Origin of the sequence: Staphylococcus sp. EG-SA-15, assembly GCF_017151895.1 — a bacterium.
GTDB lineage: Bacteria > Bacillota > Bacilli > Staphylococcales > Staphylococcaceae > Staphylococcus > Staphylococcus aureus.
The window spans coordinates 1-16219 of sequence record NZ_JACVZN010000001.1; the positions used below are offsets into that span (position 1 = coordinate 1).

At 32.1% G+C, this 16219-nt stretch carries 14 protein-coding genes; 11 read left to right on the forward strand and 3 right to left on the reverse strand.

Translation table 11 applies throughout. From position 1 onward, the window contains the following. From IDG64_RS15095 to qoxD, 4 genes are all read left to right on the forward strand, one after another. Positions 1 to 93, forward strand: a 93-nt coding sequence (locus tag IDG64_RS15095) for a hypothetical protein (RefSeq protein WP_241012139.1), incomplete at its 5' end; no start/stop codon positions are given. Further along, entirely contained in the window at positions 93 to 2081 is a 1989-nt protein-coding gene (qoxB, locus tag IDG64_RS00005; protein WP_001010762.1) for a cytochrome aa3 quinol oxidase subunit I, read from the forward strand. The genes IDG64_RS15095 and qoxB, both read left to right, overlap by 1 nt. Then, on the forward strand, positions 2071 to 2676 hold the full coding sequence (gene qoxC, locus IDG64_RS00010) for a cytochrome aa3 quinol oxidase subunit III (RefSeq protein ID WP_000017736.1): 606 nt from the start codon (positions 2071 to 2073) through the stop codon (positions 2674 to 2676). Before qoxB ends, qoxC begins: the two co-directional genes overlap by 11 nt. 8 nt (positions 2677 to 2684) lie before the next feature. After that, the gene (gene qoxD, locus IDG64_RS00015; protein ID WP_001797236.1) at positions 2685 to 2963 is read left to right on the forward strand and encodes a cytochrome aa3 quinol oxidase subunit IV; all 279 of its coding nucleotides are present in this window, start codon (positions 2685 to 2687) and stop codon (positions 2961 to 2963) included. 536 nt (positions 2964 to 3499) lie between these two features. Here the strand turns inward: qoxD and fmtA are convergent. After that, positions 3500 to 4693, reverse strand: coding sequence for a teichoic acid D-Ala esterase FmtA (fmtA, locus tag IDG64_RS00020; protein WP_000671243.1), 1194 nt, complete (start codon positions 4691 to 4693; stop codon positions 3500 to 3502). Positions 4694 to 5143: 450 nt separating this feature from the next. Here fmtA and IDG64_RS00025 point away from each other — a divergent pair, with 450 nt between their 5' ends. From IDG64_RS00025 to atl, 4 genes are all read left to right on the forward strand, one after another. Then, positions 5144 to 6370, forward strand: coding sequence for a polyisoprenyl-teichoic acid--peptidoglycan teichoic acid transferase (locus IDG64_RS00025; protein WP_001031976.1), 1227 nt, complete (start codon positions 5144 to 5146; stop codon positions 6368 to 6370). 47 nt (positions 6371 to 6417) lie between these two features. Further along, a complete protein-coding gene (locus tag IDG64_RS00030) occupies positions 6418 to 6888 on the forward strand; it encodes an osmotic stress response protein (protein WP_000088431.1) in 471 nt (156 codons plus the stop codon). 154 nt (positions 6889 to 7042) lie between these two features. Continuing rightward, positions 7043 to 7477: a GNAT family N-acetyltransferase gene (locus IDG64_RS00035; protein ID WP_000491986.1), complete on the forward strand. Its 435-nt coding sequence runs from the start codon at positions 7043 to 7045 to the stop codon at positions 7475 to 7477. Positions 7478 to 7704: 227 nt separating this feature from the next. Then, entirely contained in the window at positions 7705 to 11475 is a 3771-nt protein-coding gene (atl, locus tag IDG64_RS00040; RefSeq protein WP_001074563.1) for a bifunctional autolysin, read from the forward strand. Positions 11476 to 11544: 69 nt separating this feature from the next. Here atl and IDG64_RS00045 read toward each other — a convergent pair whose 3' ends face one another. Then, positions 11545 to 11631, reverse strand: a complete 87-nt coding sequence (locus tag IDG64_RS00045; protein ID WP_001803994.1) for a hypothetical protein — start codon at positions 11629 to 11631, stop codon at positions 11545 to 11547. Between the two features lie 50 nt (positions 11632 to 11681). Further along, positions 11682 to 12101, reverse strand: coding sequence for a MarR family transcriptional regulator (locus IDG64_RS00050; RefSeq protein ID WP_000278015.1), 420 nt, complete (start codon positions 12099 to 12101; stop codon positions 11682 to 11684). Positions 12102 to 12253: 152 nt separating this feature from the next. On the opposite strand from IDG64_RS00050, the gene IDG64_RS00055 reads away from it, so the two are divergent. The 3 genes from IDG64_RS00055 to sspA all read left to right on the forward strand — a co-directional run bounded on the left by IDG64_RS00055 (position 12254) and on the right by sspA (position 16152). Continuing rightward, entirely contained in the window at positions 12254 to 13264 is a 1011-nt protein-coding gene (locus tag IDG64_RS00055; RefSeq protein ID WP_000202439.1) for an acyltransferase family protein, read from the forward strand. A 195-nt stretch (positions 13265 to 13459) separates the two neighbouring features. After that, the gene (locus IDG64_RS00060; protein WP_000777577.1) at positions 13460 to 14614 is read left to right on the forward strand and encodes an aminotransferase class I/II-fold pyridoxal phosphate-dependent enzyme; all 1155 of its coding nucleotides are present in this window, start codon (positions 13460 to 13462) and stop codon (positions 14612 to 14614) included. 527 nt (positions 14615 to 15141) lie between these two features. After that, positions 15142 to 16152 (forward strand): Glu-specific serine endopeptidase SspA, encoded by a 1011-nt coding sequence (sspA, locus tag IDG64_RS00065; protein WP_000676542.1) that lies wholly within the window; start codon positions 15142 to 15144, stop codon positions 16150 to 16152. Positions 16153 to 16219: the final 67 nt, after the last annotated feature.

Below are 16219 nucleotides of genomic sequence, written 5' to 3' on the forward strand. Positions count from 1 at the left end.
AAGAAAGATGAATCGAAAAATGCGAAAGAAATGAAGAAAATTTCAAAAGATGCGCAAGATCAAGACAATGATGATCATGGAGGTGGACATTAATGAATTTTCCATGGGATCAATTACTAGTTAAAGGTAACTGGATGATTACAATGGCACAAATTGGTGCCCCATTCTTAGTTATTGGTTTAATCGCAGTAATTACTTACTTTAAATTATGGAAATATCTTTACAAAGAATGGTTCACATCTGTAGACCATAAGAAAATCGGTATTATGTATTTAATCTGTGCCGTATTAATGTTCGTCCGTGGTGGTATTGATGCGTTACTTATTCGTGCGCAATTAACAGTACCTGATAACAAATTTTTAGAATCTAACCACTATAACGAAATTTTTAGTACACATGGTGTAATCATGATTATCTTCATGGCAATGCCATTTATCTTTGGTTTATGGAATATCGTTGTTCCATTACAAATTGGAGCACGTGATGTTGCATTCCCAGTATTAAACAACGTAAGTTTCTGGCTATTCTTTGCAGGTATGATTTTATTCAACCTGTCATTTATTATTGGTGGTTCACCAGCAGCTGGTTGGACAAACTATGCGCCACTAGCAGGTGAATTCAGTCCTGGTCCGGGTGTTAACTATTACTTAATAGCTATACAAATTTCAGGGCTTGGTACCTTAGCTACAGGTATCAACTTCTTTGTAACAATTTTAAGATGTAAAACACCAACTATGAAGTTTATGCAAATGCCAATGTTTACAGTAACAACATTTATTACTACATTAATTGTTATTCTTGCTTTCCCTCCTTTAACAGTAGCGTTAGCATTAATGACAACTGATAGAATATTTGACACAGCATTCTTCACAGTTGCACATGGCGGTATGCCAATGCTTTGGGCTAACTTCTTCTGGGTATGGGGGCACCCTGAAGTTTATATCGTTATCCTTCCAGCATTTGGTATTTACTCAGAAATTATCCCGACATTCGCTCGTAAGCGTTTATTCGGACATCAAAGTATGGTATGGGCAACTGCCGGTATCGCGTTCCTTAGTTTCTTAGTTTGGGTTCACCATTTCTTCACAATGGGTAATGGTGCGTTAATCAACTCATTCTTCTCAATTTCAACAATGCTGATTGGTATTCCAACTGGTGTGAAATTGTTTAACTGGTTATTAACATTATATAAAGGACGTATTACATTTGAGTCACCAATGCTATTCTCATTAGCATTTATCCCTAACTTCCTTTTAGGTGGTGTTACGGGTGTAATGTTAGCAATGGCATCAGCTGACTATCAATATCACAATACGTACTTCTTAGTAGCTCACTTCCACTATACATTGGTTACTGGTGTTGTATTTGCCTGCTTAGCTGGTTTAATCTTCTGGTATCCAAAGATGATGGGTTACAAATTAAACGAAACATTAAACAAATGGTGCTTCTGGTTCTTCATGATCGGATTTAACGTTTGTTTCTTACCACAATTCATTCTTGGATTAGATGGTATGCCACGTCGTTTATACACTTATATGCCATCAGATGGTTGGTTCTTATTAAACTTAATTTCAACTATCGGTGCATTATTAATGGCAATCGGATTCTTATTCCTTGTTGTTAGTATCGTATACAGTCACTTCAAATCTCCACGTGAAGCAACTGGAGATAACTGGGATGGCCTTGGTCGTACTCTAGAGTGGACTACTGCATCAGCAATTCCACCTAAATACAACTTTGCCATTACACCAGATTGGAATGACTACGACACATTTGTTGATATGAAAGAACATGGTCGTCATTACTTAGACAACCATAATTACAAAGACATTCATATGCCAAACAATACTCCTGTTGGATTCTGGATTGGTATCTTTATGACTATCGGCGGTTTCTTCTTAATTTTCGAAACTGTAATTCCAGCATTAATTTGTTTATTCGGTATTTTTGGTACTATGATTTATCGCAGTTTCCAAATCGATCACGGATATCATATCCCTGCTGCTGAAGTTGCTGAAACTGAAGCTAGATTAAGAGAAGCGCGTATTAAAGAAAGGGAGGCTGTAAGTCATGAGTCATGATACAAACACTATTGATTCACGCACACATGAAGGCGAATTAAATAAGCTTGGCTTTTGGATTTTCATTACAGCCGAATTTGCGTTATTCGGTACCCTATTTGCGACACTATTAACTTTGCAACATGGTGGCGATTATGCAGGTAAAATGACTACTGAGTTATTTGAATTGCCTCTTGTTTTAATAATGACGTTTGCATTATTATTCAGTTCTTACACATGTGGTATTGCTATTTACTACATGCGCCAAGAAAAACAAAAGTTAATGATGTTTTGGATGATCATTACGTTACTTTTAGGTTTAGTCTTTGTTGGATTCGAAATTTATGAATTCGCACACTATGCATCAGAAGGCGTTAACCCAACAATTGGTTCTTACTGGTCTAGTTTCTTTATCCTATTAGGAACGCATGGTTGTCACGTATCGCTAGGTATCGTTTGGGCCATTTGTTTATTAATCCAAATCCAACGACGCGGATTAGACAAATATAATGCGCCAAAATTATTTATAGTAAGTTTATACTGGCACTTCTTAGATGTTGTTTGGGTTTTCATCTTTACTGCCGTATATATGATAGGGATGGTGTATAGCGGATGAGTACAATAATGAAACATACTGTAGGATTTATCGCATCTATCGTATTAACGCTTTTAGCAGTATACGTAACACTATACACGTCATTAACATTCCACGCGAAGTTGACAATTATCTTTGGCTTTGCATTCGTCCAAGCAGGACTTCAATTATTAATGTTCATGCATTTAACTGAAGGTAAAGATGGACGTTTACAAACATTCAAAGTTATCTTTGCTCTTGTAATTACACTTTGTTTCGTTGTCGGAACATATTGGGTTATGCAAGGCGGTCACTCTTCACACTTATAAACAACATTTTAATAATGTAAAGTTTAACCAGCTAACACTTTTGTTAGCTGGTTTTTATTTTCCTTCAATTTTTAAATGGTTAAGTCCCCTTCTATATCTTATAAGACAATCATTATAATCAATTCAATTAATACATTAACAACCACAACTAATAAATATAGTAACTTCAAAATCCATATTTATGTCTAAAGATAATCTCAATGTTGTTCACGTCAATAAAATTATCCCTAGGTTTTTAAAAATTGTACATGTTTAAACAATCAAAAGTGTACATTATTAAATTATCATTTCCAGTTAGATTTAGAAAACATTCACACCACGCATGGACCAACGTATTCGTCTTCATTCATTTTAGTCTGATGCCAACTCACCAAATGATTTCCCCTTTTATCAGTTAACACATATTTTTAAACTCATCCTTCTTCAACCTTATACTTTAAACTTTTTACCACTATAAAAAAGAAGATATAACTCGTATACTGGTCAGATAAGGTCGATGCCTTAATGCCATATACATGTTATATCTTCTATATTAATTATTGAACAATAACACCCTTCGTATTGTAAGGTTTATTTTGTTTTAAAATATCATTATAAATATGTTTGATTCGAACTTCATTGTTTCCTTTTACATTTAATGCAAGTACAACTACATACTTATCATTATAGTAAACAGTAAAGACTTGTCCAAAGAATCCCCCGTTAAGTCTATTCAATGTTGGCTTAGCATAGAAACCATATCGATATTCATCTGGATACTTTTTCGTACCAAACTCATGTAATAATGGATTGGTTATTTTAGGACTGAATAATTTATATTGTTGTATTTGAGTAATTAATTTACCCATATCTGTTGGTGTCATATATAAATTACCTGCACCATAGTATTGGTCCAAAATATTAGGTCTTAAGAATGAAAGTCCTGTACTATTATAAGCATAACCTTTTGCTAGATATTTTTTAAAAGGTTGTTCATCATAAAATGCTGTGTGCTGAAGTTTTAAAGGATCTCCTATTTTTGTATAATAATTCTCAGCATAAGATTTACCTGTAACTTCTTCAATTACTTTCGCAAGTACTAAATAATTCCCATCGTTATACATATGCTTTTTGTATTTCTTAGGATCAATACCACGTTTTTGAATCGCTTTAACTGCTTGATCTAAATTTTTATAATCTTTTGAGGATTTATATTTATATAATCCACTTTGATGCAACATTAAATCTTTCAATGGGATAGGCTTAGATGTTTTAAACCATGGAAGGTATTTACTTACTGGATCATTGATATTTATTTTATGTTCTTCTTCTAACTGTTTTAACAGTAACCCTGTTGAAAATTTTTGAGCTGAACCTATTAAAAACATCGTATTCGGTGTGTTTTTAATACCTTTTTCAAAATCTTGATATCCATAACCTTTACTCATTTTCAATTTGCCATTTTCATATATAGCTACTGAACCGTTAAATAATGAACTTTGTAAATACTTGTCAATTTTCTTATATTTAGGATCCTTGCTATTATATACCTCTTTTAGTTTAGACGGCGCAACCTTTTCCTTATTACGATCCACTAAATATTTTTCATTGTCTGATAATTTTGTTTCCTTATGTATTGGGTCTATAGAATGTGTCTTCGTCTGTAATCGATGAAAAATTAACGCTATAGAAATAATGATAAATAATAGTACACACGCATGTATAACTAGTTTTACTTTATTAAATTTCATTTGATAATTGCCTCACAATGTATTCATTTTATATATTTAAATCGTTAAAAATTTGAATCTAGATGCCTAATAATACAACTTACAAAAATTAACTTATCATTCATTTATGCTTTACGCTACATAGTAATAAGTTTTTCTAATATGTTATCTATACAACAAAATTAATTATACCTTATCACTTTGTATAAATCACTCGAATTTATATTACGCCTTTAAATTTTTTAAGACATCATACTAAAGTCGCATTATATTTTTAAAAATGCTTTTTGATTTTAACAAAACATTCAAATTACAAGGAACTTTGACATAACATTTGTATTTTTTACTATAAAGTACTACAATTTAAGGCTATAATGTATTAGTAATGAAGTTGTATAAATATCGTTCAACTAATTATATTTTAAAATTATGATTATGATTTAACAAAAATTTAATATAGGAGCATCAATCATGAATAAATTTTTAAAATACTTTTTGATCCTTCTAGCATTGGTTCTCATTGTTGTTCCAATAGTCTTCGCTACGTTACTTTTTAAAACGTCCCAAGATGCATTCGAATCTTCTCAAGACAGCAAAAATGCTAATCGTCAATCCAACTTAAGAGATAATAAAGTCAATCCCGAAGAACAACCTATCTCTATTCTTTTCTTAGGTATCGATGATAACGATGGAAGAAGAAAAAAAGGACAGGATGCTGAACACTCTAGATCAGACGCTATGATTTTAACTACTTTTAATCAATCAAAACATCAAATTAGAATGCTTAGTATTCCACGTGATACTATCAGCTACATTCCTAAAGTTGGCTATTACGATAAGATTACCCACGCACATGCATATGGTGGTCCAATTGCCGCAATGGATTCGGTAGAAGCTACCATGAATGTACCTGTTGATTATTATGTGAGAGTCAATATGAAAGCATTTGTCGAGGCTGTAAATGAGCTTGGTGGCATATACTATGATGTGCCATACGACTTAAATGAACCTAACACAGATGATACTGGTAAGATTAAAATTAAAAAAGGGTACCAAAAATTAAATGGTGATGAGGCTTTAGCAGTTGCTAGAACTAGACATCATGATTCAGACTTAAAACGTGGACAACGTCAAATGGAATTAATTAAGATTTTATTCCAAAAAGCACAGGAAGTTGATTCTATTGATAAACTTGATAACGTGATTCAAATTGTAGGTAAAAATGCAAAGCATAATTTAACTAACTCTGAAATTAAAGCTTTAGCAAAAATGTACTTAACAAATGATGTTGAAATTAAAACTGCGCAATTAAAAGGTAAAGATGATATGTTAAATGGTATTTACTATTATCATCCAAGTGTTGAAAGCATTCAAAAATATGCAAACTTACTTCGTAAAGACTTAGAATTATCACCTATTAATGATAAAAATGATTTCTTAGATCAACGTGTCATTAATCATTATGGTTCATTAATACCGTTAACGCCTTTAGATAGTAGTTTATTGAGAAAAGAACAAAATGATACGACAGATAAAGATAAATCTTCGAATAATACTGACGACAGTAATAATAGTAATAACAACAATGGTGTCAATAATCAGCAACAACCTACTACGGGTCAAAACACTAACCAAGATCAAGGTAATATTCAACAAACGCCACAAGCTTCAAATAACCAAAATGGTGTTGTAAATTAATATTATATGACGATTAACATTTACTATTTATGAAAGGAGCATCATACATGAGTAGAAAAACATACGAAAAGATTGCAAATATAAATGGCATGTTTAATATGTTAGAACAACAAATCATTCATAGCCAAGATATGGCTCATTTTAGAAGTGAATTTTTTTACGTCAATCATGAGCATCGAGAAAACTATGAAGCACTCCTAATTTATTACAAAAATAGTATCGACAATCCTATTGTAGATGGTGCATGTTATATTTTAGCCCTACCTGAAATTTTCAATAGTGTTGATGTTTTCGAATCAGAGTTACCATTTTCATGGGTATATGATGAAAATGGCATTACCGAAACAATGAAATCACTTAGCATTCCATTACAATATTTAGTTGCAGCAGCTTTAGAAGTAACTGATGTGAATATATTTAAGCCTTCAGGATTTACAATGGGAATGAATAATTGGAATATTGCTCAAATGCGAATCTTTTGGCAATATACAGCAATTATTAGAAAAGAAGCACTATAACATTAATAATTAATTAGCTATAAAGATGATTCACAACAAACATCTTTATAGCTTTTTTATGTCTAATTATTTTTGAGGAAAATAACAATCGTTATTCTATGTTATTATTAGTAAATTAAATGTAAATGATTTTGTTAGGATGTGGAGGAATTTTATGTTTTCAAAAGTAAACAATCAAAAGATGTTAGAAGATTGCTTCTATATAAGAAAGAAAGTGTTTGTAGAAGAACAAGGCGTCCCTGAGGAAAGTGAAATTGATGAATATGAATCTGAATCTATTCACCTCATTGGATATGATAATGGACAGCCAGTTGCCACTGCTCGAATACGCCCTATTAATGAAACAACTGTCAAAATAGAACGAGTAGCTGTGATGAAATCACATCGTGGACAAGGAATGGGTAGAATGCTTATGCAAGCTGTAGAATCATTAGCTAAAGATGAAGGTTTTTACGTAGCTACTATGAATGCCCAATGTCATGCTATCCCATTTTATGAAAGTTTAAACTTTAAAATGAGAGGTAATATATTTCTTGAGGAAGGCATCGAGCATATTGAAATGACAAAAAAGTTAACCTCGCTTAATTAAAAAAAGTTGTATCTATTTTAGAAACATTTGTAATAAACCAATTCTTAAATTGACATCAATTCTATTTGATTTGTCACGTCACCATTGAGATTCAAAATTTTTTTCATTTTTTTACAGTGAAAATGTAAATTAAGAGTATATTACAAATTGGTTAAATACGCACAGGTATATAAAACAGGTACTATAATGTTAGTAATAATTAATAAATGTTAGGAGTAATAAATAGAATGGCGAAAAAATTCAATTACAAACTACCATCAATGGTTGCATTAACGCTTGTAGGTTCAGCAGTCACTGCACATCAAGTTCAAGCAGCTGAGACGACACAAGATCAAACTACTAATAAAAACGTTTTAGATAGTAATAAAGTTAAAGCAACTACTGAACAAGCAAAAGCTGAGGTAAAAAATCCAACGCAAAACATTTCTGGCACTCAAGTATATCAAGACCCTGCTATTGTCCAACCAAAAACAGCAAATAACAAAACAGGCAATGCTCAAGTAAGTCAAAAAGTTGATACTGCACAAGTAAATGGTGACACTCGTGCTAATCAATCAGCGACTACAAATAATACGCAGCCTGTTACAAAGTCAACAAGCACTACAGCACCTAAAACTAACACTAATGTTACAAATGCTGGTTATAGTTTAGTTGATGATGAAGATGATAATTCAGAAAATCAAATTAATCCAGAATTAATTAAATCAGCTGCTAAACCTGCAGCTCTTGAAACGCAATATAAAGCCGCAGCACCTAAAGCTGCAACTACATCAGCACCTAAAGCTAAAACTGAAGCGACACCTAAAGTAACTACTTTTAGCGCTTCAGCACAACCAAGATCAGCTGCTGCAGCACCAAAGACGTCTTTACCTAAATATAAACCTCAGGTAAATTCATCAATTAATGATTATATTCGTAAAAATAATTTAAAAGCACCTAAAATCGAAGAAGATTACACATCTTACTTCCCTAAATACGCATACCGTAACGGTGTTGGCCGTCCTGAAGGTATCGTAGTTCATGATACAGCTAATGATCGTTCGACGATAAATGGTGAAATTAGTTATATGAAAAATAACTATCAAAACGCATTCGTACATGCATTTGTTGATGGGGATCGTATAATCGAAACAGCACCAACGGATTACTTATCTTGGGGTGTCGGTGCAGTCGGTAACCCTAGATTCATCAATGTTGAAATCGTACACACACACGACTATGCTTCATTTGCACGTTCAATGAATAACTATGCTGACTATGCAGCTACACAATTACAATATTATGGTTTAAAACCAGACAGTGCTGAGTATGATGGAAATGGTACAGTATGGACTCACTACGCTGTAAGTAAATATTTAGGTGGTACGGACCATGCCGATCCACATGGATATTTAAGAAGTCATAATTATAGTTATGATCAATTATATGACTTAATTAATGAAAAATATTTAATAAAAATGGGTAAAGTGGCGCCATGGGGTACGCAATCTTCAACTACCCCTACTACACCATCAAAACCAACAACACCGTCGAAACCATCAACTGGTAAATTAACAGTTGCAGCAAACAATGGTGTCGCACAAATCAAACCAACAAATAGTGGTTTATATACTACTGTTTACGACAAAACTGGTAAAGCAACTAATGAAGTTCAAAAAACATTTGCTGTATCTAAAACAGCTACATTAGGTAATCAAAAATTCTATCTTGTTCAAGATTACAATTCTGGTAATAAATTTGGTTGGGTTAAAGAAGGCGATGTGGTTTACAACACAGCTAAATCACCTGTAAATGTAAATCAATCATATTCAATCAAACCTGGTACGAAACTTTATACAGTACCTTGGGGTACATCTAAACAAGTTGCTGGTAGCGTGTCTGGCTCTGGAAACCAAACATTTAAGGCTTCAAAGCAACAACAAATTGATAAATCAATTTATTTATATGGCTCTGTGAATGGTAAATCTGGTTGGGTAAGTAAAGCATATTTAGTTGATACTGCTAAACCTACGCCTACACCAACACCTAAGCCATCAACACCTACAACAAATAATAAATTAACAGTTTCATCATTAAACGGTGTTGCTCAAATTAATGCTAAAAACAATGGCTTATTCACTACAGTTTATGACAAAACTGGTAAGCCAACGAAAGAAGTTCAAAAAACATTTGCTGTAACAAAAGAAGCAAGTCTAGGTGGAAACAAATTCTACTTAGTTAAAGATTACAATAGTCCAACTTTAATTGGTTGGGTTAAACAAGGTGACGTTATTTATAACAATGCAAAATCACCTGTAAATGTAATGCAAACATATACAGTAAAACCAGGCACTAAATTATATTCAGTACCTTGGGGCACTTATAAACAAGAAGCTGGTGCGGTTTCTGGTACAGGTAACCAAACTTTTAAAGCGACTAAGCAACAACAAATTGATAAATCTATCTATTTATTTGGAACTGTAAATGGTAAATCTGGTTGGGTTAGTAAAGCATATTTAGCTGTACCTGCTGCACCTAAAAAAGCAGTAGCACAACCAAAAACAGCTGTAAAAGCTTATACTGTTACTAAACCACAAACGACTCAAACAGTTAGCAAGATTGCTCAAGTTAAACCAAACAACACTGGTATTCGTGCTTCTGTTTATGAAAAAACAGCGAAAAACGGTGCGAAATATGCAGACCGTACGTTCTATGTAACAAAAGAGCGTGCTCATGGTAATGAAACGTATGTATTATTAAACAATACAAGCCATAACATCCCATTAGGTTGGTTCAATGTAAAAGACTTAAATGTTCAAAACTTAGGCAAAGAAGTTAAAACGACTCAAAAATATACTGTTAATAAATCAAATAACGGCTTATCAATGGTTCCTTGGGGTACTAAAAACCAAGTCATTTTAACAGGCAATAACATTGCTCAAGGTACATTTAATGCAACGAAACAAGTATCTGTAGGCAAAGATGTTTATTTATACGGTACTATTAATAACCGCACTGGTTGGGTAAATGCAAAAGATTTAACTGCACCAACTGCTGTGAAACCAACTACATCAGCTGCCAAAGATTATAACTACACTTATGTAATTAAAAATGGTAATGGTTATTACTATGTAACACCAAATTCTGATACAGCTAAATACTCATTAAAAGCATTTAATGAACAACCATTCGCAGTTGTTAAAGAACAAGTCATTAATGGACAAACTTGGTACTATGGTAAATTATCTAACGGTAAATTAGCATGGATTAAATCAACTGATTTAGCTAAAGAATTAATTAAGTATAATCAAACAGGTATGACATTAAACCAAGTTGCTCAAATACAAGCTGGTTTACAATATAAACCACAAGTACAACGTGTACCAGGTAAGTGGACAGATGCTAACTTTAATGATGTTAAGCATGCAATGGATACGAAGCGTTTAGCTCAAGATCCAGCATTAAAATATCAATTCTTACGCTTAGACCAACCACAAAATATTTCTATTGATAAAATTAATCAATTCTTAAAAGGTAAAGGTGTATTAGAAAACCAAGGTGCTGCATTTAACAAAGCTGCTCAAATGTATGGCATTAATGAAGTTTATCTTATCTCACATGCCCTATTAGAAACAGGTAACGGTACTTCTCAATTAGCGAAAGGTGCAGATGTAGTGAACAACAAAGTTGTAACTAACTCAAACACGAAATACCATAACGTATTTGGTATTGCTGCATATGATAACGATCCTTTACGTGAAGGTATTAAATATGCTAAACAAGCTGGTTGGGACACAGTATCAAAAGCAATCGTTGGTGGTGCTAAATTCATCGGCAACTCATATGTAAAAGCTGGTCAAAATACACTTTACAAAATGAGATGGAATCCTGCACATCCAGGAACACACCAATATGCTACAGATGTAGATTGGGCTAACATCAATGCTAAAATCATCAAAGGCTACTATGATAAAATTGGCGAAGTCGGCAAATACTTCGACATCCCACAATATAAATAAGCAACATGAACATAGGATCAAAAGTCATCCCCCACTATCAATCATGGGGGATGACCTTTGATCCCTTTTTTATACATACACAAGCAAAAATAGCGGTGATTGTTTACCATCAATTTTAACAATCACCGCTACTTTTGCTTGTAATTCATGATTCAATTTTTATTGTGTGCACAATGACACTAAATTATGTGTTTGCTATTGTCGTGTTACAACGATATGCGTCGTTGATTTAACTTATCAAGTAATTGATTTAAATTGTCTAATTCGACTTCCGATAAACATTGACATCTTGCTTCAATCAATTCGCAACGTGCATTATTTATTTGTGAAATTAATGTACGTGCTTGATCAGTCAAAATTAATTCTTTACATCTTAAATCTTCGCTAGATTGTTGACTTGTGATGTACCCTTTCAAAACTAATTTCTTAATCCACCTTGAAACTATAGATTGTTCCCTGCTAATCTTCATCGTCAAATCATACTGTGATAAGCGATCGTAATTAAATAAAATACGGAGAAGTTCTAGCTGTTCAGATGTGATATCCGTGCGTTGTCCAAATCTTCTATTCACTAAGTTTAAGTCATTGTTAGTCAGTGTAATAAGTTTTTCAAGTTGTTTATACATGTTGTTCTACTCCACTACATATTATTTATAATATTATATGCTTTTTTTATAATTTTTACAATACTATTCGACACAATAGACAAATTTGTTGCATAACTAATACAAAATATAATAAATTAGTAAGAGTCTTATGGACATAAAGGAGATAAAATATGACTTCATTAAAAGAGAGAGATTATTTTTTTGACAACGCAAGAGCAATTTTAATATTATTAGTCGTATTTGGACATATGTTACAACCCTACACTAGTGGCGATAAATATTTATCAGCATTATACCTAGTTATTTATAGTTTCCATATGCCAACATTTTTGTTTATATCTGGTTATTTCGCGAAAAATATTGATAAACCATACTATTTAGAAAAAATTTCAAAACGTTTGATAGTACCTTATATGATATTTTTTGCATTCTTTTCAATTTATTATTTCTTAACAGGTAAAAGTGACGAATTACAACTTGATCCTTTTAACCCAGTATTTGCGTTATGGTTTTTGATCACGCTATTTTTCTTTCATGTCATTTTAGTAATAGTTAGAAGATTTAATCCATATAAAGTGCTATCAGTTTCAATTATTATATCTATTGGAGCAGGTTTTTCAGATAACATCGATAGCTACTTAAGCATTTCAAGGACAATCGTATTTTTCCCAATATTTTATCTAGGTTACATTTTCACCAAAAAACATACGGCTATTTTTAAAAATAAAAAACTAATACCAGTATCTATCATTACCTTTATTTTGTTTTTTATCGTTTACGTGATTCATCCTATCAATGCAGATTGGTTATTGGGAAGTTCACCATATACTTCACTTGAAAATGAAGGACAGAGTATATTCAGTCCTTTTAAACGACTTATATTATATGGAATTATATTAATCGCAATGACTGCGTTTCTAAATTTAATGTCAACAAAGAAAAAATTATATACTTATATTGGTAGTCGTACGCTATACGTATATTTATTACATGGTTTAATTATTGGCATTGTTAGAGGATTTGAATGGTACCCATTCGATAATCCTATATCATTAATGACTTATCTTTATTTAATAAGTATATCTGTAATCATCGTATATGTATTATCTACAAACTTTGTTTGTAAATGGACAAATCCAATAATTAATTTACAAAGACCATCACAGTTTAAAGATTCATAATTTTATACTGTCTAAGTACATTAACTGTAACCACTTTATTCATTTTGAAAAGTAGTTACTACAGTGTATTTAGACATTTTTCGTTTTTCAAATAAAGCTTAAGTAATTTACCCTTTTTTGCTTTAAAAGTATGTTATGATATTATTAATTTCTAAATTTTTAGACAATATTTGATTTATATTTGAGGTGTCACAAATGAAACTTTCTTTAAATTCTAATTCTAAATATTTAAGAGCACCAAGTATTCGCCAATTTTCAAATCGTATGAATAATTTGGATGATTGTGTTAATTTAACTATTGGCCAACCAGACTTCCCGATGCCTGATGTTGTGAAAAAGGCATATATTGATGCTATTAACAATGACAAGACATCATACTCTCACAATAAAGGGTTATTAGAAACTCGCGAAGCAATTAGTCAATACTTCAAAAATCGTTATCATTTTTCCTATGATCCTGAAGAAATTATTGTGACAAATGGAGCAAGTGAAGCAATAGACACAACGTTACGTTCTATCATAGAGCCTGGAGATGAAATTATAATACCGGGACCAATTTATGCAGGCTACATACCACTCATCGAAGTACTAGGTGGTAAACCAATTTATATTGATACAACAGCAACACAATTTAAAATTACACCTGATGCATTAGAAAGTCATATTTCTCCAAAGACAAAAGCTGTCTTGTTAAATTATCCGACTAATCCAACTGGCGTAGTTTTAAAAAGAAATGAAGTTTTAAATATCGTAAATGTATTAAAAAAATATCCGATATTTATTATTAGCGATGAGATTTATGCTGAAAATACATTTAGTGGTAAACATGTATCCTTCGCTGAATTTGAAGACATTCGTGATCAATTAATATTAATTGGTGGTTTAAGTAAATCACACTCAGCAACCGGAATAAGAATTGGTTTTCTATTAGGACCTCAATATTTGATTGATAAATTAACATTTATGCACGCCTATAATTGTATTTGTGCCAATGTTCCAGCTCAAATAGCATGTATAACAGCACTTAACGAAGGATTAGAAGCTCCTAAATATATGAACGAAGCTTATGTAGAACGAAGAAATTATTTAGTATCTGAATTAACTAAATTAGGTTTTGAGATTACCGCTCAACCTGAAGGCGCGTTTTATATTTTCCCAAGTATTAAACATATCACCGATGACGATTTCGAATTTTGTGTCGATTTACTTGAATCAACACATTTAGCAATCGTTCCAGGCTCATCCTTTACAGAATTCGGTAAAGGATTTGTAAGGATTTCCTATGCTTATGAAATGGATGTTTTAAAAGAAGGTATGAAGAGACTTGCTAAATATTTAAATACTAAATAAAAATGATATGTTGAACTGGACGTCGTGAACTAAATTCATAGTACGTTCAGTTTTTTATATTCTATAAGTTTTAAATAATACTCTATAGAGACTGTAAATACTACCGAGTTATATTCCTCTCCTTTAAACACCTCACTCAAAATGATTCTATCAAAAGGTTTTAATATGCTAACTTATAATTGTTCTTCGAAACTTAAGCACTCAAATAATATATCACCATTCATATTAATCTACCTTTGGCCAAACAATTATTATTCAAAAGTTACTATTTATTATTATAAACAAATACTTTCCATTCGCTCTCAATTCCTTTCTTATTTATTCTTTTAGATAAATGCAAACAATTGACGATCTTATCAATTTAACTCAATTGAATAAAGTATAATACAATTCAATTTTAATCCCCTTAATGTTTTTGTAAACTCTAATCTTTACAAAAACTTTTTAATTTATTTATATATTCTTATTGACTTAAAAATTTTTAGTGTTATATTTAACTTGTAAATAAATTTTTTGGAGGTTTTTAGATGAAAGGTAAATTTTTAAAAGTTAGTTCTTTATTCGTTGCAACTTTGACAACAGCGACACTTGTGAGTTCTCCAGCAGCAAACGCGTTATCATCAAAGGCTATGGACAATCATCCACAACAAACGCAGTCAAGCAAACAGCAAACACCTAAGATTCAAAAAGGCGGTAACCTTAAACCATTAGAACAACGTGAACACGCAAATGTTATATTACCAAATAATGATCGTCACCAAATCACAGATACAATGAATGGTCATTATGCACCCGTAACTTATATTCAAGTTGAAGCACCTACTGGTACATTTATTGCTTCCGGTGTAGTTGTAGGTAAAGATACTCTTTTAACAAATAAACACGTCGTAGATGCTACGCACGGTGATCCTCATGCTTTAAAAGCATTCCCTTCTGCAATTAACCAAGACAATTATCCAAATGGTGGTTTCACTGCTGAACAAATCACTAAATATTCAGGCGAAGGTGATTTAGCAATAGTTAAATTCTCCCCTAATGAACAAAACAAACATATTGGTGAAGTAGTTAAACCAGCAACAATGAGTAATAATGCTGAAACACAAGTTAACCAAAATATTACTGTAACAGGATATCCTGGTGATAAACCTGTAGCAACAATGTGGGAAAGTAAAGGAAAAATCACTTACCTCAAAGGCGAAGCTATGCAATATGATTTAAGTACAACTGGTGGTAACTCAGGTTCACCTGTATTTAATGAAAAAAATGAAGTGATCGGAATTCATTGGGGCGGTGTACCAAATGAATTTAATGGTGCGGTATTTATTAATGAAAATGTACGCAACTTCTTAAAACAAAATATTGAAGATATCCATTTTGCCAACGATGACCAACCTAATAACCCAGATAATCCTGATAACCCTAACAATCCTGATAACCCTAACAACCCAGATGAACCAAATAACCCTGACAACCCTAACAACCCTGATAATCCAGACAATAGCGATAACAATAATTCAGACAACCCTGACGCTGCATAAACTTCATCTTAATTTAGATTTAGTAAATAGAAGCAAAGTCTTAGCAACGTAAAATATTTTGATTTAA

What these genes read in the sequence shown, in the direction of transcription:
- IDG64_RS00035 (WP_000491986.1), top strand. Translation starts at nt 7,043, where the DNA reads ATGTTTTCAAAAGTAAACAATCAAAAGATGTTAGAAGATTGCTTCTAT.
- qoxD (WP_001797236.1), top strand. Translation starts at nt 2,685, where the DNA reads ATGAAACATACTGTAGGATTTATCGCATCTATCGTATTAACGCTTTTA.
- IDG64_RS00025 (WP_001031976.1), top strand. Translation starts at nt 5,144, where the DNA reads ATGAATAAATTTTTAAAATACTTTTTGATCCTTCTAGCATTGGTTCTC.
- IDG64_RS00055 (WP_000202439.1), top strand. Translation starts at nt 12,254, where the DNA reads ATGACTTCATTAAAAGAGAGAGATTATTTTTTTGACAACGCAAGAGCA.
- IDG64_RS00030 (WP_000088431.1), top strand. Translation starts at nt 6,418, where the DNA reads ATGAGTAGAAAAACATACGAAAAGATTGCAAATATAAATGGCATGTTT.
- fmtA (WP_000671243.1), bottom strand. Translation starts at nt 4,693, where the DNA reads ATGAAATTTAATAAAGTAAAACTAGTTATACATGCGTGTGTACTATTA.
- IDG64_RS00060 (WP_000777577.1), top strand. Translation starts at nt 13,460, where the DNA reads ATGAAACTTTCTTTAAATTCTAATTCTAAATATTTAAGAGCACCAAGT.
- IDG64_RS00050 (WP_000278015.1), bottom strand. Translation starts at nt 12,101, where the DNA reads ATGTATAAACAACTTGAAAAACTTATTACACTGACTAACAATGACTTA.
- qoxC (WP_000017736.1), top strand. Translation starts at nt 2,071, where the DNA reads ATGAGTCATGATACAAACACTATTGATTCACGCACACATGAAGGCGAA.
- sspA (WP_000676542.1), top strand. Translation starts at nt 15,142, where the DNA reads ATGAAAGGTAAATTTTTAAAAGTTAGTTCTTTATTCGTTGCAACTTTG.
- qoxB (WP_001010762.1), top strand. Translation starts at nt 93, where the DNA reads ATGAATTTTCCATGGGATCAATTACTAGTTAAAGGTAACTGGATGATT.
- atl (WP_001074563.1), top strand. Translation starts at nt 7,705, where the DNA reads ATGGCGAAAAAATTCAATTACAAACTACCATCAATGGTTGCATTAACG.